This window comes from Rhabdothermincola salaria, from assembly GCF_021246445.1.
In the GTDB taxonomy this organism is placed as follows: domain Bacteria; phylum Actinomycetota; class Acidimicrobiia; order Acidimicrobiales; family Acidimicrobilacustridaceae; genus Rhabdothermincola_A; species Rhabdothermincola_A salaria.
In genome coordinates this window covers 228531-250675 of sequence record NZ_JAJQXW010000001.1, presented here as the reverse complement: position 1 = coordinate 250675, position 22145 = coordinate 228531, and the positions used below count along the sequence as shown (strand labels likewise).

At 72.9% G+C, this 22145-nt stretch carries 24 protein-coding genes; 6 read left to right on the top strand and 18 right to left on the bottom strand.

Translation table 11 applies throughout. The features are described 5' to 3' along the window. Window positions 1–93: 93 nt before the first annotated feature. The 4 genes from LUW87_RS01200 to LUW87_RS01185 form a co-directional block, all read right to left on the bottom strand. On the bottom strand, window positions 94–1335 hold the full coding sequence (locus LUW87_RS01200) for a DNA polymerase IV (RefSeq protein WP_249419697.1): 1242 nt from the start codon (window positions 1333–1335) through the stop codon (window positions 94–96). 35 nt (window positions 1336–1370) lie between these two features. Next, window positions 1371–1856, bottom strand: coding sequence for an NUDIX hydrolase (locus LUW87_RS01195; protein ID WP_232669247.1), 486 nt, complete (start codon window positions 1854–1856; stop codon window positions 1371–1373). A gap of 75 nt (window positions 1857–1931) precedes the next feature. Then, on the bottom strand, window positions 1932–2666 hold the full coding sequence (locus LUW87_RS01190; protein WP_232669246.1) for a helix-turn-helix domain-containing protein: 735 nt from the start codon (window positions 2664–2666) through the stop codon (window positions 1932–1934). A gap of 46 nt (window positions 2667–2712) precedes the next feature. Then, window positions 2713–3477, bottom strand: coding sequence for a polyprenol monophosphomannose synthase (locus LUW87_RS01185; protein ID WP_346742389.1), 765 nt, complete (start codon window positions 3475–3477; stop codon window positions 2713–2715). 65 nt (window positions 3478–3542) lie between these two features. Here LUW87_RS01185 and LUW87_RS01180 point away from each other — a divergent pair, with 65 nt between their 5' ends. Continuing rightward, complete coding sequence (locus tag LUW87_RS01180; RefSeq protein WP_232669244.1) at window positions 3543–3917, top strand: hypothetical protein; 375 nt, start codon at window positions 3543–3545, stop codon at window positions 3915–3917. A 10-nt stretch (window positions 3918–3927) separates the two neighbouring features. Then, window positions 3928–4770 (top strand): inositol monophosphatase family protein, encoded by an 843-nt coding sequence (locus LUW87_RS01175; RefSeq protein ID WP_232669243.1) that lies wholly within the window; start codon window positions 3928–3930, stop codon window positions 4768–4770. A 38-nt stretch (window positions 4771–4808) separates the two neighbouring features. On the opposite strand, the gene LUW87_RS01170 is transcribed toward LUW87_RS01175, so the two are convergent. Beyond that, window positions 4809–5216, bottom strand: a complete 408-nt coding sequence (locus LUW87_RS01170) for a hypothetical protein (RefSeq protein ID WP_232669242.1) — start codon at window positions 5214–5216, stop codon at window positions 4809–4811. Between the two features lie 195 nt (window positions 5217–5411). Between LUW87_RS01170 and LUW87_RS01165 the strand changes: the two genes are divergently transcribed. Genes LUW87_RS01165 through LUW87_RS01155 form a run of 3 tightly spaced genes read left to right on the top strand, consistent with a single transcriptional unit; the run spans window position 5412 to window position 8277 of the window. Continuing rightward, window positions 5412–6092, top strand: coding sequence for a response regulator (locus tag LUW87_RS01165; protein WP_346742411.1), 681 nt, complete (start codon window positions 5412–5414; stop codon window positions 6090–6092). A 14-nt stretch (window positions 6093–6106) separates the two neighbouring features. Next, a complete protein-coding gene (locus LUW87_RS01160) occupies window positions 6107–7636 on the top strand; it encodes a sensor histidine kinase (protein ID WP_232669240.1) in 1530 nt (509 codons plus the stop codon). Beyond that, window positions 7633–8277 carry a GerMN domain-containing protein gene (locus tag LUW87_RS01155; RefSeq protein ID WP_232669239.1) on the top strand — a complete coding sequence of 215 codons (645 nt, stop codon included), beginning with the start codon at window positions 7633–7635 and terminating at the stop codon, window positions 8275–8277. Before LUW87_RS01160 ends, LUW87_RS01155 begins: the two co-directional genes overlap by 4 nt. 57 nt (window positions 8278–8334) lie before the next feature. Here LUW87_RS01155 and LUW87_RS01150 read toward each other — a convergent pair whose 3' ends face one another. Together LUW87_RS01150 and LUW87_RS01145 are read right to left on the bottom strand one after the other, a co-directional pair. Continuing rightward, entirely contained in the window at window positions 8335–9369 is a 1035-nt protein-coding gene (locus tag LUW87_RS01150; RefSeq protein WP_232669238.1) for a 6-phosphofructokinase, read from the bottom strand. A gap of 162 nt (window positions 9370–9531) precedes the next feature. Beyond that, complete coding sequence (locus tag LUW87_RS01145; RefSeq protein ID WP_232669237.1) at window positions 9532–10215, bottom strand: ACT domain-containing protein; 684 nt, start codon at window positions 10213–10215, stop codon at window positions 9532–9534. Between the two features lie 183 nt (window positions 10216–10398). Here LUW87_RS01145 and LUW87_RS01140 point away from each other — a divergent pair, with 183 nt between their 5' ends. Continuing rightward, window positions 10399–11034 carry a TetR/AcrR family transcriptional regulator gene (locus LUW87_RS01140; protein WP_232669236.1) on the top strand — a complete coding sequence of 212 codons (636 nt, stop codon included), beginning with the start codon at window positions 10399–10401 and terminating at the stop codon, window positions 11032–11034. 67 nt (window positions 11035–11101) lie between these two features. On the opposite strand, the gene LUW87_RS01135 is transcribed toward LUW87_RS01140, so the two are convergent. The 11 genes from LUW87_RS01135 to LUW87_RS01085 all read right to left on the bottom strand — a co-directional run bounded on the left by LUW87_RS01135 (window position 11102) and on the right by LUW87_RS01085 (window position 21823). Continuing rightward, window positions 11102–12277: an aminotransferase class I/II-fold pyridoxal phosphate-dependent enzyme gene (locus tag LUW87_RS01135; protein WP_232669235.1), complete on the bottom strand. Its 1176-nt coding sequence runs from the start codon at window positions 12275–12277 to the stop codon at window positions 11102–11104. A 41-nt stretch (window positions 12278–12318) separates the two neighbouring features. Further along, window positions 12319–13284, bottom strand: coding sequence for an ROK family protein (locus LUW87_RS01130; RefSeq protein ID WP_232669234.1), 966 nt, complete (start codon window positions 13282–13284; stop codon window positions 12319–12321). 84 nt (window positions 13285–13368) lie between these two features. Further along, window positions 13369–14490, bottom strand: coding sequence for a baeRF10 domain-containing protein (locus tag LUW87_RS01125; RefSeq protein ID WP_232669233.1), 1122 nt, complete (start codon window positions 14488–14490; stop codon window positions 13369–13371). Window positions 14491–14558: 68 nt separating this feature from the next. Then, the gene (locus LUW87_RS01120) at window positions 14559–16649 is read right to left on the bottom strand and encodes a hypothetical protein (protein WP_232669232.1); all 2091 of its coding nucleotides are present in this window, start codon (window positions 16647–16649) and stop codon (window positions 14559–14561) included. 48 nt (window positions 16650–16697) lie between these two features. After that, window positions 16698–17045, bottom strand: coding sequence for a hypothetical protein (locus LUW87_RS01115; protein WP_232669231.1), 348 nt, complete (start codon window positions 17043–17045; stop codon window positions 16698–16700). Continuing rightward, a complete protein-coding gene (locus tag LUW87_RS01110; protein ID WP_232669230.1) occupies window positions 17042–18202 on the bottom strand; it encodes an ArsA family ATPase in 1161 nt (386 codons plus the stop codon). The genes LUW87_RS01115 and LUW87_RS01110 overlap by 4 nt, the downstream gene beginning before the upstream one ends. Window positions 18203–18218: 16 nt before the next feature. Continuing rightward, the gene (locus LUW87_RS01105; RefSeq protein WP_232669229.1) at window positions 18219–18689 is read right to left on the bottom strand and encodes an SRPBCC family protein; all 471 of its coding nucleotides are present in this window, start codon (window positions 18687–18689) and stop codon (window positions 18219–18221) included. A 45-nt stretch (window positions 18690–18734) separates the two neighbouring features. Beyond that, window positions 18735–19352 (bottom strand): hypothetical protein, encoded by a 618-nt coding sequence (locus LUW87_RS01100; RefSeq protein ID WP_232669228.1) that lies wholly within the window; start codon window positions 19350–19352, stop codon window positions 18735–18737. Continuing rightward, window positions 19349–20533, bottom strand: coding sequence for a glycosyltransferase family 4 protein (locus tag LUW87_RS01095; protein WP_232669227.1), 1185 nt, complete (start codon window positions 20531–20533; stop codon window positions 19349–19351). Before LUW87_RS01095 ends, LUW87_RS01100 begins: the two co-directional genes overlap by 4 nt. Continuing rightward, window positions 20530–21570 carry a tRNA epoxyqueuosine(34) reductase QueG gene (queG, locus tag LUW87_RS01090; protein ID WP_232669226.1) on the bottom strand — a complete coding sequence of 347 codons (1041 nt, stop codon included), beginning with the start codon at window positions 21568–21570 and terminating at the stop codon, window positions 20530–20532. Before queG ends, LUW87_RS01095 begins: the two co-directional genes overlap by 4 nt. 52 nt (window positions 21571–21622) lie before the next feature. Further along, on the bottom strand, window positions 21623–21823 hold the full coding sequence (locus tag LUW87_RS01085) for a hypothetical protein (RefSeq protein WP_232669225.1): 201 nt from the start codon (window positions 21821–21823) through the stop codon (window positions 21623–21625). Between the last annotated feature and the right edge of the window lie 322 nt (window positions 21824–22145).

Here is a 22145-nt window from a genome sequence, read left to right as displayed (position 1 = left end):
CCATCTTCCCACCAAACGTGCCGGGCGACAACGCGGACCGCGACGAAATCTGACTTCTCGTCGTCAGCAGGGGTTCTGCGACACCCCACTTCGTCACCCGACGTCCTCCGGAGCGGCCTCGGCACCGGGGCCCCACTGCTGACGTCCCGGGCCCTTCACGTCCAGCCCGTCGGGCCGAGCCAGGGCGGCGGGGCCGATGGCGTCGGCGCCGAACCGGGCTCGGATCTCGTCGACCGTCCGGCTGGCCCCGGCCCAACCCACCCGCTCGTCGACCGCATCGTCGAGGGACAGCTGGCGGATGCCCCCCGGGCCGAGACCGCTGACCGACACGCCCAGCAGGCGCACGCCCGGCGCCGGGTCGACACCGTCGAGCAGGCCCCTCGCCGCCCGCCGCACCGCCGAGGCGTCGTCCACGGGCCCGTCGAGCGTCGTCGACCGGGTGATGGTGTGGAAGTCGCCGAAACGGACCTTGATCGTGATCGTGCGCCCAGCCACCCCATGGGCCCGGAGGCGGGCCGCGACGGCGTCGCTCAGACCGGTCAGCTCCCGCTCGAGCTCGCCGCGCCGGTGCAGGTCCCGGGCGAAGGTCTCCTCGTGGCCGATCGACTTGGGTCGTCGGTCCGCCACCACCGGCCGCGGGTCGAGCCCGTTGGCGAGATCGTGCAGGTGCTGGCCCTGGGCCCGGCCGAGCGCCCCGACCAGCATGCCCCGATCGGTGGCCGCCAGGTCCCCGACGGTGACGATGCCCAGGCGCCCGAGCCGGTTCAGGGTGGCCGGTCCCACGCCCCACAGGGCCCGGACGGGCAGGGGGTGCAGGAACGCCAGCGTGTCGCCCGGAGCCACCACCCTCACGCCGTCGCCGAGGACCGGGCCGGCCTCGGACACGCCGGGCTTGGCGTCCTCGGTGGCCAGCTTGGCCACGAACTTCGTGGCGGCCACCCCCACCGAGCAGGTGAGGCCGACCTCGTCGAGCACCCGGGCCCGCAGGCGAGCGGCGATGGTCGGGGCCGGACCCATCCGACGCTCGGCCCCCGCCACGTCGAGGAACGCCTCGTCGAGCGAGAGGGGTTCGACGAGCGGGGTGACCTGGCGGAAGATCGTCATCACCTCGGCGCTGACCTCGGCGTAGCGCGCGTGACGTCCGGCGAGGAACACGGCGTGTGGGCACAGGCGGCGGGCCCTGACCGAGGGCATGGCCGAGTGCACGCCGAAGGCCCTCGCCTCGTAGGAGGCGGCGGCCACGACACCCCGTTCGCCCTGCCCGCCCACGACGACGGGACGGCCCCGAAGCTCAGGACGGTCGAGCAGCTCCACCGACACGAAGAAGGCGTCCATGTCGACGTGCAGGATCGTCGGGCGGTCGCGGACGGTCACACCCGGGTGACCTCCAACGCCCGGGGATCGCGCCCGACGATCCGGTACCCGTACCGGCGTCGCCCGGCCCACGGTTCGGCCAGCCACTCCTGCACCGGGTCGGCCACCCAGGGCGACGCCTCGGCGAGGTGGAGGGCGCAGTCGGTGGTGCTCACCCAGCGGGCGTCGACCACGATGCCGTCGGGGTCGTCGACGACGAGGTCGCCCCGCCAGCTGACCGCCCTCCAGGCCTCGACCCGCAGGCGCCACCCGAGCGTGGGGGCCTCGGCCTCGATCTCGTAGAGGGGACCGGCCCACTCGGTGACCGTCAGGCCTGTCTCCTCGAGGACCTCCCGGGTGAGGCCCTCGACGAGGGACTCGCCGCGGTCGATCACGCCTCCGGGCGGGCTCCAGTCGTGGCGGCCGTCGCGGCGCCGGTTCTGGACGAGCAGGAGCCCATCGGGGCCCTCCATGACTGCACCGCCCACGAGCCAGTCGCGCATCGCGCCATCATCGCACTGCGTGGGGAGGCCGGGGAGACCGCGCCGGGCACGGTCGAGGTGACCGGCCCGGCCAGGTCAGGGATCGACCTGCACCGCTCCGGGGGAACCGTCGGGGTTGCGTTCCTGCACCGCGCCGGGGATGAGCGACACGGACGGGTCGACGGGTGCCTCGACCGCAGAGGGCCGGGTGGCCGGCTCCGGCGGCGGGGTGGCCTCGTCGCCGGCGCGCAGCACCAGCACGGTGCCCACCCCGGTGGCGATGACGACGGCGCCCACCACGGGGAAGACGAGCTTCGAGCGCAGCAGCCGGTGGAACAGGCTCAGGTCGGTGCTCGGCTGGCGCATGAGGCCGGTGAGGCGGGCCTCGACGTCCGGCTCGGCGAGGCGCAGGGCACGCGACAGCACGGCAACGTCGTACTGGCGCAGCACGAGCGGCGTGCCCGGATCGGCGTGGCGCAGCGTGTAGACGAGCGAGAGATAGGCCGAGAGGACCTCGTCGGCGGTGGGGGCCGACGTGTCGATGGCGGCCGCTTCCTCGGCGACGAGGAGCTGCCCCTGGTCGAGGTCGACCACCACCTGGCTGCGGGCGGGGATCAGCTCTTCGACGGGGACGCCGTAGGCGTCGAGGACGGGCTGGACCTGATCGTCGGCGAGACGCAGGTCGCCGCGCTCGAGGGCGTCCAGCTCCTCCTCGTCGAAGGAGCACGCCGACGCCACGTCGGTCAGCGAACGACCGCGGGCGTGTCGCCCCTCCGAGAGGAGGACACCGAGCCGCTGAGGCGGGAGCAGGGTGAGGGTCGCAGTGGTCACGTTCATGGAATCGGCACGAGGGAGGAGCGACTTGAGCGAGCAGGCATCAGCGCGCGGGGTCGGCGGGTGAGGCATCGTGGCGGCGACGGCGCAGCAGCCGGTCGCGGATCGCCCACCAGGTCACCAGCACCAGCGCCTCCACGACGATGCGGCCGGACATCTTGGAGGTGCCGCGGACGCGATCGGTGAAGCTGATGGGCACCTCCACGATGCGGCCGCCTCTCCCGGCGACCGCGTAGGCCATCTCGATCTGGAAGCCGTAGCCGTCGGCCGTGATCTCGTCGAGGGCGATCTGGGACAGCATCGGCGCCGCATAGCAGCGGAAGCCGGCGGTCGCGTCGCGGACCTGCAAGCCGAGCAGCAGAGAGGCGTAGCGGTTCCCGCCCCGTGACAGGTACTCGCGGTGCTTGGGCCACTCCGGGATGCTGCCTCCCGGCACGTAGCGCGAACCGATGGCCAGATCGGCGCCGGCGTCGACCGCGCTGAGCAGCGACGGCAGCGCCGCCGGATCGTGGGAGAGGTCCGAGTCCATCTCGACGAGAGCGTCGTAGCCCTGGGCCAGTCCCTCGGCGAAACCGGCGCGATACGCCGAGCCGAGTCCCTGCTTTCCCGCCCGGCGCAGCACCGAGAGCCCGCCACCGTGCTCGGCGCCCCATCGCTCGGCGAGGCCGGCGGTGCCATCGGGACTGGCGTCGTCGACGACCAGCACGTCGGCTTCGGGCACGGCATCGCGGAGTCGATCGAGAACCTCGACGATGTTCTCGGCCTCGTTGAAGGTCGGGAGGATGACCAGGGGCTTCACGAGCGTCATGCTACGGCCCGCCGCGCTGGCCCCGGCGGAGGGGGCCCGACGCCCGATCGGTAGGATCGGTGGCCGTGAGCACCCCCGAGGACACCGACCGGACACCGAGCGGACCGGGCGCGCCCCGCACCGCCCTGCCCTCGGTCGGCGCGAGGGTGCTGGCCTTCGCCGCCATCGTGTTGGCCGGCGCCGCCGGCGGCTTCATCGGCTTCGCCTTCGTCGACCTGCAGTGCGAAGGCGACGACTGCGGGCTGCAGACCGGTCTGGGTGGGCTCGTCGGCGCCGTCGTGGCCGCCGGCGGCACGGCCGTGGTGGCGGTGCTCACCCTGCGGGCCATGGGCGAGTGGCACACCATCCAGGCCCGCGGGGGCCCGGCTCCCACTCCGGCCCCACGGGGCGGCCGCCGACCTCCGCCGGGGCCCGACAACCCGCCCCCGCGGGTGCGCTGAGACGACGACCGTGGCCCGACCCGAGGAGCCCGTCACCGAGACCTCTGCGCCCGCCGCCCCCGTCGACCACCGAGCCCTGCTCGAGCTGGCCCTCACCGCGGCCGCCGAGGCCGCCACCGTGCTGAGCGAGGGTGTCGGCCGGGTGCGCACGTCGGTGGCCACCAAGTCCACCAGCACCGACATGGTCACCGAGATGGACCGCGAGGCCGAGCGGCTCATCGAGCGGCGCCTGCTCGGCGCCCGCCCCGACGACGCCATGCGCGGCGAAGAGGGCACCTCCCGCACGGGCACCTCTGGCGTCGAGTGGATCGTCGACCCCCTCGACGGGACCACCAACTACCTCTACGGCCATGCCGGGTTCGCCGTGTCGATCGCCGCCCGGTTCGATGGCCGGGTGGTGGCGGGTGTCGTCCACGATCCGCTCCACGGCGACGTGTTCAGTGCCCGCGTCGACCACGGAGCCTTCCGCAACGGCGAGCGGATCGCCGTGTCGGGCGCCCACGACCTGGCCCATGCCCTGGTCGCCACCGGCTTCTCCTACGATCCCGAGCGGCGCGAGCGCCAGGCTCGGGTGCTCACCTCCGTCCTCCCGGCGGTCCGCGACATCCGCCGCATGGGCGCGGCCGCCGTCGACCTGTGCTCGGTGGCCTGTGGGCGCGTCGACGCCTTCTACGAGCGCGGCCTGCAGCCCTGGGACCATGCGGCCGGGGCACTGGTGGCCGCCGAGGCGGGTGCCCTCGTCGGCGACCTCGAGGGAGGCCCGCCATCCGGCGAGTTCTGCCTGGCCGCCGGGCCGGGCCTCTTCGAGCCGCTCGCGTCGCTGCTGCGCCGTGCCGGGGCCGGCCAGGCCTGAGCTCGCCCCCCACACCGGGAGGTCCCCTGTCGCCGGGGTCAGTCGTCGACGTCCATCCATCCCCGTACGAGCTGCCGGGCGGCGGCCGCCCGCTCCACGCCTCCCGGGACCGCCCCGCCCGCGGCCACCCGCCGCTCGTCGACCCGGAGGTGGGCCTCGACCCGACGAGGGTGCCTGCGGGCGATCCCCTGCACCACGCGCAGGGTGTCGTCGAGGCGCATCCGCACCAGGGCTCCGTTGCCCTCGGTGAGCTGGGCGTCTCGCTGCCCTCCGGCCTGCACCAGCCGCTGCACGGCGCCGGGATCGCCTTCCAAGCCGGCGGCCATGGTGGAGAACCACGCTCCGAACTCGCCACTGGCATCGATCACCAGGTCGACGGCACGGACCACGACGTCGTCGATCGCGGCCACCGTCTCACGGACACCGAGGGCGGGGGGAGGCGTCATGGCGGATCACCTGCTCCTGGAGGTGCCTCCCGTTCGGTCGGCACGGCGTCCATCCTCGTGGCCCGAACGAGCCGAGAGGGGGACCCTCGGGCCGCCTCCCCGACGCCGTCGTCCCACCTCGATTCCCTCCGACGTGGGATTTCTCGGTCGAAATGACCGCGAACGCCCGCCACATCGGGCACGATGGGGATGGCTATGGGCACCCGCATCCTCACGGTGGAAGACGACGAGCGCATCCGAACGGCGGTGAAGATGGCCCTCGAGGACGAGGGCTGGGTCGTCGAGGAGGCCGACACGGGCGAGGACGCGCTCGAATCGTTCACGCGCCACCCGTGTGACGTGGTGCTCATCGACATCATGTTGCCGGGCATCGACGGGTTCGACGTGTGCCGCTCCATCCGCCGCGTCAGCGACGTGCCCATCGTCATGGTGACGGCCCGAGCCGACACCCACGACGTGGTCGCCGGGCTCGAGGCGGGCGCCGACGACTACCTCACCAAGCCCTTCGCCCCCAAGGAGCTCTCCGCTCGCATCCGGGCCCTGCTGCGCCGGGCCCGGACCTCCGACCCTGCCGTCACCCACCTGCGCTTCGGCGACCTCGAGATCGTCCCCGACGAAGGGGTCGTGCTGCGCGACGGCGACGAGGTCCACCTCACCAAGACCGAGTTCCGTCTGCTCGTCGAACTGGCGTCGAGCCCAGGACGGGTGTTCAGCCGAGAGGTCCTCCTCGAACGGGTCTGGGGCTACGGGTACTTCGGCGACGGTCGCCTGGTCGACGTCCACGTCCGGCGGCTGCGCATGAAGGTCGAGACCGATCCGGCCAACCCGCGCCATGTGGTGACGGTCCGCGGTCTCGGCTACAAGCTCCAGCCCTGAGCGCCTCGGGCCCTGTGACCGCGACCAGCCCCGCCGAGGCCCGCAACGCCGCCACCGACGCGCGGACCGCCGCCACGCGATCGACGCGCCGCCGACCACGGTTCATCCCCATCGGCCACGGCCTGGGCCTGCGCACCCGTCTCACCCTCACCTTCGCGCTCGGCGCCGGGGTGCTGTCCGCCGTGCTGTCCATCGTGACCTTCGGACTCACCCGCGAGAACCTGCTCACCCAGCGCGAGGAGTCCTCGGTGACCCAGGCCCTCGCCAACGCCGAGCGGGTGGGCAACCGCCTCGGCACCGACGCCGACGGCACCGCGGTCGAGCAGGTGATCGTCTCGCTGCCCGCCCCGGCCGGGGCCCAGCCGGTACTGCGCTACCGGGGCGAGTGGTTCGCCCGCAACAACCTCGAGTTCGGCCGCGAGGACATCCCCGCGTCGCTCCAGGAGCGCGTCGACGCCGGCCGGGCGGCCCGGATGCGCTTCGACAACCGCGGCGAGCCCTTCCTGGCGATCGGGGTCCCCGTCCCGTCCCTCGACGCGCAGTACTACGAGGGCGTGTCGCTGCTGGACCTCAGCGAGACCCTCAACGGGTTGGCCATCTCCTTGCTGGGGGCCTCGGCGCTGACCACCATCGCCGGTGGACTGGTCGGCTTCTGGGCCAGCCGACGGGTCTTCTCCCCCCTGCTCGACGTGGGCCGAGCCGCCGAGGCCATCGCCGGCGGACGTCTCGACACCCGCCTCGACGTGGGCGGCGACCCCGATCTCGACCTCATCGCCTCCCCGTTCAACGAGATGGCCCAGGCGCTCGAGGACCGCATCGACCGTGACGCTCGTTTCGCGTCCGAGGTCAGCCACGAGCTGCGCTCCCCGCTCATGACCCTCTCCGCCACCGTCGAGGTGCTCGAGAACTCTCGCGAGGAGATGCCCGATCGGGCCCGTACCGCCCTCGTGTTGCTGTCGGCCGACGTCGATCGGCTCCAGCAGCTCGTCGAGGACCTCCTCGAGATCTCCCGCTTCGACGTGGGCGCCATCAAGTTGCACCTCGAGGAGGTGGTCGCGGTCGAGATGGTGATCCAGGCCGTGTCCGTCCTGGGGGGCGGCGGGGTTCCTGTGCGCTACGACCCCGAGGTCAGCGACGTCGTGGTGCGGGTCGACAAGCGCCGGTTCGGCCGGGTCATCGCCAACCTGCTCGACAACGCCACCAAGTACGCGGGCGGCGCCACCGCCACCACCCTCACCCTGGTCGACCACCGCGTGCAGATCGCCGTCGAGGATCGAGGCCCCGGCGTACCGCCGGAGGACCGCACCGCCATCTTCGATCGCTTCGCCCGCGGCGGCGAGAGCGGCAAGCGATCGACCGACAGCGGCGTCGGGCTCGGCCTGTCGCTGGTCGACGAGCACGTTCGCCTCCACGGCGGGCGGGTGTGGGTGGACCGCCGCGTCGACGGCGAGCCGGGGTCCCGCTTCGTGGTGGAGCTCCCCGTCGTCGAACCGGCCACGAGCCCCACCCGGGACGAGGACGAGGACGAGGAGGAAGAGGCATGAAGCCCTTGCGTCGCCTCGTCAAGGTGGGCCTGGCCGTGCTCGCCGCGATCGTGCTCCTGGTGGGCTGCGGCATCGCCTCCGACGACAGCGCCCGCGACATCCCGGACAACGCGCTGCCCGAGGCCCTTCAGAACGAGACGACCACCACCACCGTGTCCGACGAGCCGGGGCGGACGAGCATCGAGAGGCTCTTCCTCGTCGAGGCCAGCAGCGACGGGGCCACCGAGCAGCTGGCGGAGATCCCGGTGGAGATCGAGGTCCCCGAGGGGCCCTCGGGCCTTCCCGCGGCCCTGGTCCAGGCGCTGGCCGACGCGCGCCCGACCGAGCTCGGCTTCCCGTCGCTCACCAACTCCGTGCCGCCCGGGCTCGAGGTGCTCCGCACCGACCTCGGCGCCGACGGGGTCCTCGACCTCGATGTCAGCGAGCTCGACTCGGTCGAGGGCAGCGGGCAGCGCCTCGCCGTGGCCCAGATCGTGTTCACGCTCACCGAGCTCGCAGACATCGATGCGGTGCGCTTCTTCGACGACGGTGAACCGGTGGCCGTGCCCATCGAGAGCGGCACCGCCCCGGCAGGCACGCCGGTGCGCCGTATCGACGACCCGTCTCTGCTCGCCTCTCTGCGTCGATCCGAGACCGGCTGATCCACCAAGGCCCGGCACCCGGCGCCGCCGACCCGGCTGGTGCCGGGCCGGCATCGGTCAACCGGCGAAGAAGACCTCGGCCACGCCGTGGTACAGGTCGGGGTCGACGGTCTTGAGGGTCCCCACCGCTTCGGTGAGCGGGACCCGCACGATGTCGCCGCTCTGCAGCGCCACCATCTGACCGAACGCACCGTCGTGGACGGCGTCGATGGCGGCCACCCCGAACCGGGTCGCCAGCACGCGGTCGAACGCCGTGGGGGTACCACCGCGTTGCACGTGGCCGAGCACCGTCTGGCGGGTCTCGAAGCCGGTGCGGTCCTCGATGGCCTCCGCGAGGCTGTTGCCGATGCCACCCAGGCGGACGTGGCCGAACTGGTCGACCTCGCCGGTCTGCAGCTCCATGGTGCCCTCCTCTGGGACGGCACCCTCGGCCACCACCACGATGGAGGCGTAGTTGCCCTTCTCGTGGCGGCGACGCAGGGCGTCGCACACCGAGTCGATGTCGAAGGGCTCTTCGGGGATGAGGATCATGGTGGCGCCACCGGCGATGCCCGACCACACGGCGATGTGGCCAGCGTGGCGGCCCATGACCTCGACCACCATCACCCGGTGGTGGGACTCGGCGGTGGTGTGGAGACGGTCGATCGCCTCAGTGGCGATCTGCACGGCGGTGTCGAAGCCGAAGGTCAGCTCGGTGCCCGACAGATCGTTGTCGATGGTCTTGGGCACGCCGATGACGTGCACGCCGAGCTGGTGCAGCTTCTCGGCCACCCCGAGGGTGTCCTCGCCGCCGATGGCGATGAGGGCATCGATGCCGAGGGCCTCCATGCTGGCCTTGCAGGCATCCACGCCACCCTCGATCTTGAACGGGTTGGTGCGCGAGGAGCCGAGGATGGTGCCCCCACGGGGCAGCGTCCCCCGCAGCGCTTCCACGTCGAGGGGTCGCACGGCGCCGTCGATGACGCCTCGCCATCCGTCGAGGAAGCCGACGAGCTCGTCGCCGTAGTGGCGCTCGCCCTTGCGGACGACGGCTCGCATCACGGCGTTCAGGCCGGGGCAGTCGCCCCCGCCGGTGAGCATGGCTACGCGCATCGAGATCCCTGCTTTCGTCGGTGCCGAGCGGACCCGGTCACCCTACCCAGGCGGTCGAGAACTGTCCCCGGCCGGAGTGGGAACACGAGGTGACCGGAGTCCGACGCCGACGCCGCGGCGCCCGCCTCTCGTGCTCGGTCGGCTGAGAACCAGCGACCGCTCTCAGCGGCTCACCGACGGGTGGGAGATCCTCGAGCGCATCGCCCTCAGCTCACGAAACCGAGTGTCGACGATGCGGGCCAACGCCGCCGCCTGCCTCCGTTCCCGGGCCCTGAAGGCCTGACCATCACGTCCCAGCACCAGTACCAACGACGCGGCGGGCAACGGCGCCCAGGCCACGTCGACGGGGCCGGCGCGTCCTCCCGCCACCCTGGCCGAGCTCTGGCTCCCGGCCACGAACGCCGCCAACCACGCTGGCGACGGGGGCTCGCCCTCGGCGACGACGACCTCCTCGAGGTCGAGGTCCACGATCGCTCCCCAGGAGGCTCCGACGGTGCGCACCGCGTGGGTGCACAGCTCGGCGATGGCGTCTTCGGGGGTCGGCGCCCCGACCAGGACCGCCGCCGTCTCCAGGGCATCGAGACGGGGATCGTGCAGGGCCTGCGCCGCCGGTCGCACGTCCTCCACGTCGACGCCGTCGACCTCTTGCATCTCGCTGATCAGGAGGTCCACGAGCCCGGCGTCGGGGATCTGGACCACGAGCTCGTCGATGGCCCGTTCGGCGCCGCGCTCGAGGATGTCGATGCCCACGACGTCACCCCCCACAGCCCCGATGCGACTGGTGAGAGCACCCAGGGCACCGGGTCGATCGGGCATCCAGACTCGGACGATGTAGGTCAAGCTCATGTCGACGACGCTACGGGCGGGTGGTGAACGCCGTGTTTCGTGCTCGCGACGACCATGCGAAGGCTCGCCGGCCGCAACGCCCCGGCCGCAACGCCCCGGCCGCCCCCGGCACCCCTCGCCACCTCTCGGTGCGGCGGTCGACGACGGTCGTGGCCGCCGAAGCCGCTGGGATACGGTCGGGCCATGGCGCGCCGCTTGACCCCTCGTGGCCTCGAGCGCCGTCGACAGCTGATGCGCTACGCGACCGAGCGCTTCGCGGCCCAGGGCTACCACACGACCTCGGTGGCCGAGATCGTCGACGGCATCGGGGTGGGCAAGGGGGTGTTCTACTGGTACTTCGAGTCCAAGGACGCCCTGCTCACCGCCATCCTGCAGGAAGCCCAGCGAGACCTGCGTCGGGCTCAGCAGGACGCCATCGAGGGGGTCCAGGACCCGGTGCGCCGGATCGAGCTCGGGATCAGGGCATCCGTGCGCTGGTACGCCGCCAACCGGGCGGTCGACCAGGTCAGCTCATTCGCCCGCTCCGAGGCCCGTTTCGCCGACGTCCTGCGCCAGGGCACCGAGGTGGCGGTGAGCGACACGATGCGCCACCTCCGTGAGGCGGTGGCCCGGGAAGCAGTGCGCGACGGCGACCTCGAGCTGCAGGCAAACGCCATCCTGGGCGTCACCCGGCACCTGGCCCGCCGCTTCCTGCGCGAGGCCGACCGGCCCATCGACGCCGTGGCCGACGAAGCCGTCGCCTTCTGCCTCGGCGGGCTGAACGGCCCCCTCGCCCGTGTCGTGGGAACACCGGAGGCCGACCGGGGCACGGTGGCCTGACCCACCGCGCCTTCTTGCATGGTTTCGACGTGCTGGAGCACGTCGAAACCATGCAAGAACCAAGAGCTCAGCCCAGCTTGGTGAGCACCCGGCGCAGGTTGCGCACCGCCTGCAGGGTGCGCTGCTCGTTCTCGATGAGGGCGAAGCGCACGTGGCCGTCGCCCCCCGGTCCGAAGCCCACCCCGGGCGACACCGCGACGTGGGCCTCGCGCACCAGGAACGATGCGAACTCGACCGACCCCATCTCCCGGTACGGCTCCGGGATGGGAGCCCAGGTGAACATGGTGCCCTTGGGGGGCGTGAGCTCCCATCCGATCCGGTTCAACCCGTTGCACAGCGTGTCGCGCCGCGCCTGGTAGATCTGGTTGACCTCCCGAGGGAAGTCGTAGGCCTCGTTCAACGTCACGGTGGCCGCGATCTGGATGGGCTGGAAGGTGCCGTAGTCGAGGTAGCTCTTGAGCTTGGCCAGGGCGGCGATGACATCGGGCCGTCCGAGCATGAAGGCGACCCGCCAGCCCGCCATCGAGAACGACTTGGTCATGGAGTAGAGCTCGACGGCCACCTCCTTGGCCCCTTCGGCCTGCAGGATGCTCGGCGGGCGGTACCCGTCGAAGCCCAGGTCGGCGTAGGCGTTGTCGTGCACGATCACCACGTCGCGCTCGCGGGCGAAGTCGACGATGCGCTGCATGAACTCGAGGTCGACGCAGGTCGTGGTCGGGTTGTGGGGGAACGACATCACGATGACCCGTGGCTTGGGCCAGGAGTACTCCCACGCCTCACTCAGGTTGTCGAAGAAGTCGGTGTCGGTGCCGAGGGGCACTTCGCGGATGTCGGCCCCGGCGAACAGCGGACCGTAGATGTGGATGGGGTACGAGGGCGACGGCACCAAGGCGGCGTCGCCCGGCTGCAGCAGCGTCCACATGAGGTGCGAGAAGCCCTCTTTGGCCCCGATGGTGTTGATGACCTCGGTGTCGGGGTCGATCTCGACACCGAAGCGCCGCAGGTAGTAGCCGGCGATCGCCTCTCGCAGCTTGGGGATGCCCCGGCTCGCCGAGTAGCGGTGGTTGCGGGCGTTGTGGGCGGCTTCGGTGAGCTTGTCGACGGCGATGTCGGGCGAGGGCAGGTCCGGGTTGCCGAACCCCAGATCGATGACGTCCTCGCCGGCGCGCCGGGCCTCGACCTTCAGCGAATCGATGATCGTGAAGACGTACGGCGGCAGCGACGTGATCCGGCGGAACTCCATGGGGCGAGCGTACCGGCACCGGCCGGAGCGCCCGAATCAGATCAGGTCACGAGTTCGCCGGCCAACAAGGCCGCGCCGATGGCCCCGGCGCCGGAGCCCAGCCGGGCCGGCTCCACCGCTGGGACCTCCCGGTGCCCGTGGCCCAGGACCATCGGGGCGTAGTGGCGCCGCACCGGTTCCAGGAGCAGGTCGCCCGCGTCGACGAGCCCGCCCCCCACCACCACGAGCTCCGGGTCGAGCAGGTCCACCAGGTCGGCGAGACCGACCGCCACCCAGCGGGCCAGCTCGTCGAGCACGGCCGACGCGTCGGGGTCGCCCTGTCGGGCGAGGGCCACCACCGCTTCGCCCCGGATCCCCTCAGGGGCACCGGGCAAGGCCTCCAACCCGGGCGCCCGGCCTTCGCGCACCGCGCGGCGGGCGAGGTGGGCGAGACCGCCGCCCGAGGCGTACCGCTCCCAGCAGCCCCGGCGACCGCACGGGCAGGGCAGGCCGTCGTCGGCGACCTGCATGTGGCCGGGCTCGCCGGCGAAGCCCCTGGCTCCCCGCAGAAGGCGCCCTCCGACGATGAACCCGGCGCCGATGCCGGTGCCGAGGGTCACCACCGCGACGTCGTCGGACCCCGCTCCGGCACCGACCCGTGCTTCGGCGAGAGCGGCGCAGTTGGCATCGTTGTCCACCACGACCGGCAGCGCGAGCTCGCTCGACAGCTCCCGTCCCACGGCCAGGTCGGTCACGCCGGCCAGATGGGTGGCGAAGCGGATCACCCCATCGCGATCGACCAGCGCGGGCACGCCCATCCCCACGGCCACCGCTGGCTCGTGGCCCGCCTCGTCCAGACGGACCTGCAGATCACGGACGACACCGGCGAGGGCCTCCAGCAGCGCGGCGGGACCCAACGGCGTCTGGACGCGCTCCTCGGCCAGCACCGCGGTCGGTGCGGCGGTGCTGACCGCCCGGCCGAGGATCTTGGTACCGCCGACGTCGAGGCCCACGACCACCGCGGCCATCAGGTCCCACCGCCTGCCGGCGGGTCCCCTCCGACCGGTCCCGGCCGGCGGGTGGTGACGACGTCGAGAGGCGGCGGGCGCCGATCAGTAGCGCAACAGCGCACCGATGCGGCCCATGACGTCGAGGTCGGCGTTGCCCACGCACACTTCGACCTTGGCGCCGTGGGTGAGGGCGTGCTGCACCGCCTCCTCGACGACGTCGTCGAGGTGGGACATCTCGGCGGCGTCGACCGGGCAGGTGGGGCCCTTGGCGAAGAGCCCGTCGCACGAGGGGCAGCGCCAGCCCACCTCGTGGTAGCCCTGCGAGACCAGCAGGTGGGCGACGCGTCGCTCGGCCAGCGCGGCCATGACCGGCACGAGGCCGGCGGTGCCTCGGTTGTCGGCGCCCACCGCGTCGCGGAGGCGTTGCACGAGCGCCTCCTCCCGAGCGCGCTCGACCGCGTGCTCGACCTCGAGCGCGGCGGCCAGCACCTCTGAGTCGGATGCCGCGGCCGACAGGCCCACCCGCCCGCAGAGGCCTTCGCGCAGGTACGGGTGCAGAAGGCCCTCGACGGTGTTCATCAGGTCGTCGGGGCCACCGATGGCCAGATGGGTGAAGCCGTGGTCCTGGAACAGACTGAAGGCCACCTCGGCGGCGTGGCGCAGGTGTTGCAGCGCCGCTTCGTCGACGTGGTGGTCGTACCGGTCGGCCCCGCGAGAGGCGTCGTCGTGGCGGTCGAAGTCGTTGCGCGGCAGCTGCTCGAAGAGCTCCGTGCGGTCGACGAGCTCACCGAGGTGGTACACGAACATCCGGGCCCGCTGGCGGTCGACGAGCAACAAGCCGAGCGGCTCGAGCTCCTGCACCACGGCCTCGAGCTGGGCCACGGCCGGGCTCTGGTTGACGTGGAGCTGAGGGGCCACCGCCATCGGGAGGGGTTGCACCTCCCACAGGTCGAGCTCACCGCAGACGAAGATGGCCAGCCCACGAACCCCCGAGCGGTCGAAGTCGGTGGTCAGGAAGTCCTCGACCCGAGCCAGGTCGGCCGGCGCCGGCTCCTGGTCGCGATGACCGGCGCTCTCGCGGACGAGGCGCTCGAACTGCCGCTCGACGTCCTGACGCAGGATCTGCCGGCGTCCGTCGACGTCGAGGTACACGGACACGACCGGGCTGGCGGTGCTGCGGATCGCGGCCAGATCCTTGACTGCGGCTTCGGTGATGGGGGCCACGCTGCCTCCTGGGGGTGGTGTTGCCCCGATCGTAGGTCGGCCCCGGGACCCGCTCGACCGAGACGGTGTCAGGCGCGTGTCTCGGCCACCGCCGACGACCACGACACCACGGCCGCGGTGTCGGGGTGTTCCCGGGCCCAGGCCAGCACCGACGGATCATCGGTGAGGTACACCACCTGCACGGCGGCGGACATCCGGGCGAGCCCGTCGAGCACCCGCCGCACCGAGTCCTGCGGCACCCCGGCCAGGGCGTCGTCGACGAGCGCCGGCACCGAGCCCGAGTAGGAGACCTGGCGCTGGGCCGCCAGGCGGGCCAGCAGATAGAACTCGATGGCCTCGGGGTCGATCTCGGACCAGCCGGGGCGCACGGTGCCCGGGTCGGACGACCCGTCGGACCCACCCTCGCCGGCAGCCGGGGACGCGTTGCGCAGCGACCGGGCCACGGACAGGGCCTGCTCGCGGGCCTGCCGTTCGGAGTCCACCGCGGTCTCGAGCAGGGCCTCACGAGCCTCGAGCACCTCGGCCAGGTCGTCCTCGCGACGCCGGGCCTCGGCGAGCGCCTCTTCGAGCTCGGCCAGCGTGGCCTCACCGGGATCGGCCATCTCGACGGAGGCCTCGAGCGCGGCCCAGGCCTCGGCTTCGGCCCGCGACCGGGCGTCGGCCAGCCGGGCCTCGAGGCGACGACGCTCGACACCGAGCTCATCGATCCGATCCCTGATGCCGGCCGCTTCTTCGAGGAAGGCGCCTGCGACCCGCCGGACGTGCTCGGGGTCGGTGGCCATCTCCCCGAGGTCCATGCCGATGCTGGTGAGGTGGAAGGCGAGGGCGTCGACCAGCTCGGTGGGGTCGACCTCGTGCTTCGGCTCGCGCAGGGCACGCAGCGTCTCTTCCAGGCCGTTGCGCTCGTCGGGCACCCCGATGCCCCGTTCCAGCAACAGTCCGACCGCGTCCAGCTCGACCTGCTCGAGCTCGTCGAGCAGCGCGTGGTGATCGGGGTCGGCCTCCAACGCGGCACTGATCTCGACCCAGTGGGCCTCGGCCGCCTCGAGGTCGGCCTGGGCGGCGGCCAACCGCTCCTCACCGGCAGGGTCGGCCCCCATGAGGCTGGCGCCCATGATGAACGCGCTCCAGGTCGGGTAGCCGACCCGATCGAGGATCTCCTGTTGGCGGGCGAGGGCGTCGGCCAGCTTGCGTTGGCCGGAACGTGACCGCAGCCCCGACGCCTTGCGCTCGGACTCCAGGACCCGTTCGTGGGCCCGGCGCAGCTCGGCTTCGTCGTCGGGGGTGACCTCGGCGCGGTCCCGCATGCGCTCGGCCGCGGCGACCTCGGCCCGGGCTTCGTCGAGTCGGCGCATGGCCGACACCGGCCCCCGTCCCTCGGCCTCCAGCCCCTCCTCCAACGCTGCGACCTGCCCTTGCAGGGCGACGAAGCGATCGGCCAGGGCCTGCGCACGCGGCGACGGCACCTCCTCCACCGGACCCGGGTTCTCGATGGCATCGAGCAGGACGGCGATGGGACGGATGTCGAGGCTCTCGAGCTCGGCGACACCGGCTTCGATGTGGGCGATCTCCGCTTCCAGCTCGGCCACCTCGACCCCCGCCGGCCCGGTGCGGTGCTCCGGACCGAGCGGTTCGGCAGCCCGTTGGTGGGCCCCATCGAGGTGCTCGACGGCGCGGCGCCGGTCGCGCCCGGCGGCATCGAGGTCGCGGGCCGCCTGGGCCGCCGCCTCCTGGAGCACCTCACGGGTCTGGACGGCGTCGTGGAGACGGCGCCGGTGCCGGTCGAGCTCGGGATGTGCCCCCTTCGGGGCCGAGGACAACAACACCTCCGCCGGATCGACCGACGAGCCGAACGCGTCGTCGGCGCCGTCCTCGGCGGGCGAAGGCGCGGCGCCGGGAAGGTCGCGTCGGCGAACGAGCGGATCCACGTCCGCCCCGGTGTCCAACAGCGCGAGGACCTCGGACGTGAGGTCCAGGACCACCCCGTGGGCCTCGACGAGGCCCGGGGTTCCCGGGTCCTCGCCCTTGGCCACGGCGGTCACGATGCGGATGAGGCGCTGGCGCTCGCGGTCGCTCATGCCCGTGATGACGGTCATGGCGCCGTGGAGCTCGAGCACGGCATCCCGTTCGGGATCGAGGGTCAGCTGGAGAAGGCGCATGGTGTCCTCACTCAATCGGCGTCCGGATGGCTCGGGTTGAGCGTTGATTCACTCGACCGGGATGCGCTGCACCGCACCCCCGTCGCCCTCGTCGCCCTCGTCGCCCTGGTCGGCGTCGTCGGGCCGGTCGGGTCCGGAGCTCCCCCGGGCGGCCGAGCGGCCGGCGTCGGACGCCAGGCGCGCCGCGTCCCGGGCCAGGCCGCCGAGGGTGCCCACGGCATCGCGCACCAGAGCGGGGTCCTCGAGAGCCACCTCGGCGGCGTCGAGCAGCCCCCGGGCTGCCGCGATGAGCTGTCGGGCTGCGCCCTGCAGCGACGCCAGCGTCTCGTCCGCAGTGGGGTCCGGCGGGGTCTCCGACGGCTCCTCCCGGTGATCAGCCGATCCGGTGTCGCTCATGTGAAGTCCACCACCAGCTCTCCGTCTCGCAGCCTCGCCCCCACGACGGTGCGCACGCGCAGGGAATCGGGCAGCACCACGGCTCGACGATAGGGGCCCACCCGCACCATCAACTCATCGTCGCGGCGGCCGAGGTCGAGCTCGCCCCGCTCGCCGAAGGGCAGGCTCAGCACGAGGGAGTGGACGCCGTCGACCGTCTCGACCCGCATCGGATGGCCCCGATGGTGGACGTCGGCGGCCCGGCCGTCACCGTAGAGCTCGGCCGCGAAGCGCCGCAGCCCCTCGAGGCCCACCGGCTCCTCGGGGGCCAGTTCCACCGTGAACACCGGCACGGGGGCGAAGCCCTCGTGGATGGCGGCCAGGTGCTCCGCGTGGGCGGCCTTCCATCGGTCGAACCACGGATCGGTGATGGCCTCGGGAAGGAGCCGGTTGGCGATGACCGCATCCACGCCGTAGCCGAAGAGCGCCAGGTAGGTGGCCGTGCGGCGGGCCTCGGCGATGACCATCCGCTCCGGGTTCACCACCAACCGGATGCTGGCGGCGTCGGGATCGCCGAGCAGCCCCCGCACGGTCTGGAGGCGCTCGTAGACCCGGTTGGTGGCCCCGAAGACCTCGTCGCCGGCGACGGGCAGGGCCGTGACCCGTCCGAGCACCGGCGCGACCATCCGGTTCAACCGACGGCTCACCGGGAACAGGCGGGCCATGTACCAGGCCGCCACATCGGGCAACGAGAGGAGGCGAAGGGTCTCGGCCGTCGGCGCGCAGTCGACGACGATGACGTCCCAGCGACCGCTCTCGGCGTGGTCGGCGAGGTCGGCGAGCGCGAACACCTCGTCGAGTCCGGGGACCACGGCGAGCTCCTCGGCCTCGATCCCCTGCACCCCCGCCCAGGCGAACACCTCGAGCAACCAGTCTCGGATCTCGGACCAGGAGTCCTCCATCCGCGCCCGGGCGTCGAGCTGTTGCCCCCACAGCGAACCGGTGAGGGCGGCGGGCTGGTCACCGAGCGCGAGGCCGTAGGCGTCAGCCAGGCTGTGGGCCGGGTCCGTGGACACCACGAGGGTGCGGTGGCCCTCGTCGGCGCAGCGCAGAGCGGTGGCCGCGGCGGCGGTCGTCTTGCCGACCCCGCCCTTGCCGGTGAACAGCAGGATCCGCACCAGGGCGCGCCAGGCGTCAGTCGTCGTCGAGGTCGGGCCGCGGGGCGCCCTCGACACGAGCCTTCAGCTCGATCAGGGCGGTCTTGATGATCTTGGCCTCGGCCCGCCGCTTGACGAAGCCGGGGATCGGATAGACGAGGTCGACGGCCAGCTCGTAGGCGACGTCGGTGGCCTCCGGGTCGTCGGAGGCCGGGGTGAGCAGGTAGGCGCCGTCGAGCTCGCGGGGCAGATCGCCGGTGACGAGCCCCCAGGCCAGGCGCCCGGGTGCCCCGGCGTAGTCGTAGCTCAGCTGGTAGGTGGTGCTGCGCCCCATGGCGGCCGCTCGGAACTCGACCACGACGGCGCGCCCGTCGTCATCGCGCTCGACGACCTCGACCTCTTTGAGGTCGCCCGCCCACTCCGGGTACGCCGCGAAGTCGGTGAGCACCTCGAAGCAGCGCGCAACCGGCGCCTCGATGCGGATCTGCTCTTTCGCCTGTTCGACCATCCGATGCCTCCCGGTGGGGCCCGTCGCCCGTCACCGGTGGCGACGTTACTCGCCGCCCCCGGGGGCCTGGCCCGCGTCGTCGGAGCCCCTCTCGACCGGTGGCTCGGTGGAAGGGCCGGGGCGGTCGGGCGTCGCCGGTCGGGAGCCGGTGACGCGCCGGTGCGCGGCCCGCTCGGCATCGCGCCGGCCGGCCCGGGTCAGCTCGGGTGGGCGGGGAGGGAACCAGCCGTGACGGGCCACCCAGAGCCCGGCCAGGCCCAGGCCCCACATGGGGGCGAGGGTGCCGAAGGCGACGGCGGTGTAGGGACGCAGAGCCGCCGCGGTGATCGCCACGACCACCTCGAGACCCAGCGATCCGAGCAGCAGCGCCTGCACCCGCGCCGGGGCGGCACCGGCACCGAAGAAGAGGCCTCCGACCCCGATGGACTCGGTGCGGCTCCGGTCGACCGCCCGGAGGAAGGCGACGACGAAGGCCAGGGTGCCCCCGGCGAAGAGCAGCAACGACACCACCACGAACGCCGGGACCACCCCGTCGACGAAGAGGGCGAGCACGGCCAGGAGGGTGAACACCACGGTGCCGCCCGCCGACGCCCGGAGGATGGCCCTCCCGGCGGTGGGGTCGGCGGGGCCGGGCCGCTCAGGGGGTGCCGGCACGTCGTTCATACGTCGTCCTCGTCGTCGGCCAGGCGTGGAACCTCGTCGGTGGGCCGTGGGGGCCTGGATCGCACCGTGGCCTCGATGGCGGCGCGCAACCGTTCGGCCAACAGGTCGTAGGTGAACTCCCCTTCCGCCCGGGCCCGAGCCTCGCGGCCCATGGCCGCCCGTCGGGCCGGGTCGCCCAACAGCCGATCGAGCGCGAGCGCCACACCGGCGACGTCGCGCGGGCGATCGACGACGAGACCCGTGACGCCGTCGCGGACGGCCTCGGCCGATCCCCCGCTGCGCCCGGCCACCGACGCCACGCCCGTGGCCGCCGCTTCGAGGAAGACGATCCCGAACCCTTCCTGCTCGAGCCCTCGCCAGCGGTTGCGGCACAGCATGGCGAACACATCGGCGCAGCCGTACAGGGCGGGGAGCTCGGCATCGTCGACCCGCCCCAGCATGACGGTGGGGCTGTGGTGGGTGGCGGCGACCCGATCGAGACGACGGCGGTCGCGGCCGGTACCGGCGACGACCACCTGCAGGTCGGGGTAGCGATCGGCGAGCACAGCACCGGCCTCGACGAGGACGTCGAAGCCCTTGCGCGGGACCAAGCGGCTGACGCCCACGACCACGAGTGCATCGGGATCGAGACCCAGACGAACGCGGGCCTGGCGCCGCTGGTCCGGGGAGAGCACGGAGAACCGTTCGACGTCGACCCCCGGCGGGACCACGACCGTCGGGAGCTCGACGCCGGCCGCCCGCACCGCTTCGTCGGCGGGATATCCCCCGGCGGCGACGACCAGCTCGGCGCCCCGCAACACGCGCCGCAGCGCCGAGCGCGGACCCGGGATCCGGCCCGGCACCGTGACCTCGGCGCCATGGAGCACCACCCCGTAGGGCCGTTCGAGGCGAGGGCCCACGAGGCCGAGCGGAACCGCAGGGTCGAGCAGGACCAGGTCGGCCTCGACCTCGGCGGCCAACCGGTCGATGCGGCGCACCAGGGCGCGTGTGGGGAGCAGGACCCGGGCGCGATCACGCTCGACCCGGATGGGCTGCTCGGCGTCGAAGCGGGCGGCGCCGCGGTGCGGGGTCGTGAGCACCGTGGTCTCGTCCGGGGGCAGCCGCCGCCACAGCTCCCACAGATAGGACTGGATGCCCCCCACCTTCGGTGGGAAGTCGTTGGTGACGAGCAGGTGCCTCATGCCGAGGCCCTCTCCTGCACCCGTCCTCGGGCCCAACGAGCGTGCTCCGCGAGCAGCTCGTCGTCGCCGGCCGCGTAGCGCTCGAGGACCGCGGCCACCTCCGCGTGCCCGGGCTCGGCCACGTTGCCGAGGGCGACCAGGGCGTTGCGCCGCAGATACCTCGGGTCGCGCCGAGGGATGTACCAGCGACCGTGGGTGTCCAGCAGGTGCTCGTCGGAGCTCTCCAGCATCTCCAGCAGGTCGACCCAGGCCCCCGACGAGGCCACCTCGGCCCGTCCCTCAGGGCTGCGCCGGCTCGGCGGGCAGACCTCCTGGCAGTCGTCGCAGCCGTAGATGCGGTCGCCCAGGGCGACGCGGTGCTCCTCCGGGAACGGACCATCGGCCTGCACGAGCCAGGCCAGGCAACGTCGGGCATCGACCACGCCCGGGGCGACGATGGCTCCGGTGGGGCAACCGTCGAGGCACCGCCGGCACGAGCCGCACCCGTCCGGGACCGCCTCGCTGGTGCCCAGCTCGGCGTCGGTGACGACCGCTCCGAGCACCACCCAGCTGCCGTGCCCCGGCACGAGGATGTTGGCGTTGCGCCCGAACCACCCCACCCCGGCCCGTTGGGCCGCCGCTCGGTCCACCAGGGCGTTGTCGTCGGCGACCACCCGGGCCCGCCAGCCCGCCCGCTCGAGCACGCCGGCCATCTCCGACAGCGCCGCTCGCAGCGCGCCGTAGTGGTCGTCGGTGGCGTAGCGGGCGACGCGACCCCGCAACCGCGGGCCATCCGTCCCGCCGTGGTCGACGGGCCCCCCGGCGTAGGGGTGGGCTCCCACCACCAGCGAGCGGGCCCCATCGAGGATCCGGGCAGGCTCGGTGGACCTCGCCGGGTTCCGATAGGTGAACTGCATCCCGCCGTGCAGACCGACGCGGCGGCGCTCCTCGATAGCTGCGCGGGCCTCGACCAACGGCCCCGCGTCGGTGACGCCCACTGCGACCAGGCCGTTGGCCACGCCGACGTCACGCAGCGCTTGGAGGGTCGGGACCGACATGGCTCCAGTGTGGCCGGTGCCGACCCCCACCTCCTCGCCAGGGGCTCGGACGTCAGCCGCTGCGTCGTCGGTGACGCAGCTCGGGCACCAGCCCGCTCTCGGTCAGGAGCTTGAAGGCCCGCACCTCGGCCACGTCGATGACGAGGGCGTCGTCGGGCTCTCGGGAGCACACGTAGGTCACCATGCAGTCGGCGCAGGCCTCCGTGTGCTGCATGGCGCACTCACCGCAGTCGATGACGAGGGGAAGAGTCATGCCCAGAGTCTCCCCAGCCCCTGCGACAGTGACCATGGCGCCCTCCTCGCGCGGGGTTTCGGGTCCTCGGGGTCCCGGCGGGTCCTGTCCCGCCCCAGAACGGTGTCCATGGCGCTCCTCGCGAGCTCGTCGGGACGCAGTGTGGGCGGGTCGCTCTCCCGGTGTCGGGTCCTCGGGGCTCCGGCGGGTCCTGTCCCGCACCAGAACCTGACGTGCTCAGTCGCTCAGAGCGGCAGCTTCGTCGAGCTCGGGCTTCGGCCGACGAACCCTTCGTCGATCACCGGCGACGGCCGCCGAGCCGCACTCGCTCCTGTGCGCGCGT

Excerpts from the sequence above, each read along its gene's own strand:
- LUW87_RS01200 (WP_249419697.1), bottom strand. The coding sequence starts at position 1,335 with ATGGACGCCTTCTTCGTGTCGGTGGAGCTGCTCGACCGTCCTGAGCTT.
- LUW87_RS01195 (WP_232669247.1), bottom strand. The coding sequence starts at position 1,856 with ATGCGCGACTGGCTCGTGGGCGGTGCAGTCATGGAGGGCCCCGATGGG.
- LUW87_RS01185 (WP_346742389.1), bottom strand. The coding sequence starts at position 3,477 with ATGACGCTCGTGAAGCCCCTGGTCATCCTCCCGACCTTCAACGAGGCC.
- LUW87_RS01170 (WP_232669242.1), bottom strand. The coding sequence starts at position 5,216 with ATGACGCCTCCCCCCGCCCTCGGTGTCCGTGAGACGGTGGCCGCGATC.
- LUW87_RS01165 (WP_346742411.1), top strand. The coding sequence starts at position 5,412 with ATGGGCACCCGCATCCTCACGGTGGAAGACGACGAGCGCATCCGAACG.
- LUW87_RS01155 (WP_232669239.1), top strand. The coding sequence starts at position 7,633 with ATGAAGCCCTTGCGTCGCCTCGTCAAGGTGGGCCTGGCCGTGCTCGCC.
- LUW87_RS01150 (WP_232669238.1), bottom strand. The coding sequence starts at position 9,369 with ATGCGCGTAGCCATGCTCACCGGCGGGGGCGACTGCCCCGGCCTGAAC.
- LUW87_RS01145 (WP_232669237.1), bottom strand. The coding sequence starts at position 10,215 with ATGAGCTTGACCTACATCGTCCGAGTCTGGATGCCCGATCGACCCGGT.
- LUW87_RS01140 (WP_232669236.1), top strand. The coding sequence starts at position 10,399 with ATGGCGCGCCGCTTGACCCCTCGTGGCCTCGAGCGCCGTCGACAGCTG.
- LUW87_RS01135 (WP_232669235.1), bottom strand. The coding sequence starts at position 12,277 with ATGGAGTTCCGCCGGATCACGTCGCTGCCGCCGTACGTCTTCACGATC.
- LUW87_RS01130 (WP_232669234.1), bottom strand. The coding sequence starts at position 13,284 with ATGGCCGCGGTGGTCGTGGGCCTCGACGTCGGCGGTACCAAGATCCTC.
- LUW87_RS01120 (WP_232669232.1), bottom strand. The coding sequence starts at position 16,649 with ATGCGCCTTCTCCAGCTGACCCTCGATCCCGAACGGGATGCCGTGCTC.
- LUW87_RS01115 (WP_232669231.1), bottom strand. The coding sequence starts at position 17,045 with ATGAGCGACACCGGATCGGCTGATCACCGGGAGGAGCCGTCGGAGACC.
- LUW87_RS01105 (WP_232669229.1), bottom strand. The coding sequence starts at position 18,689 with ATGGTCGAACAGGCGAAAGAGCAGATCCGCATCGAGGCGCCGGTTGCG.
- LUW87_RS01100 (WP_232669228.1), bottom strand. The coding sequence starts at position 19,352 with ATGAACGACGTGCCGGCACCCCCTGAGCGGCCCGGCCCCGCCGACCCC.
- LUW87_RS01095 (WP_232669227.1), bottom strand. The coding sequence starts at position 20,533 with ATGAGGCACCTGCTCGTCACCAACGACTTCCCACCGAAGGTGGGGGGC.
- queG (WP_232669226.1), bottom strand. The coding sequence starts at position 21,570 with ATGTCGGTCCCGACCCTCCAAGCGCTGCGTGACGTCGGCGTGGCCAAC.
- LUW87_RS01085 (WP_232669225.1), bottom strand. The coding sequence starts at position 21,823 with ATGACTCTTCCCCTCGTCATCGACTGCGGTGAGTGCGCCATGCAGCAC.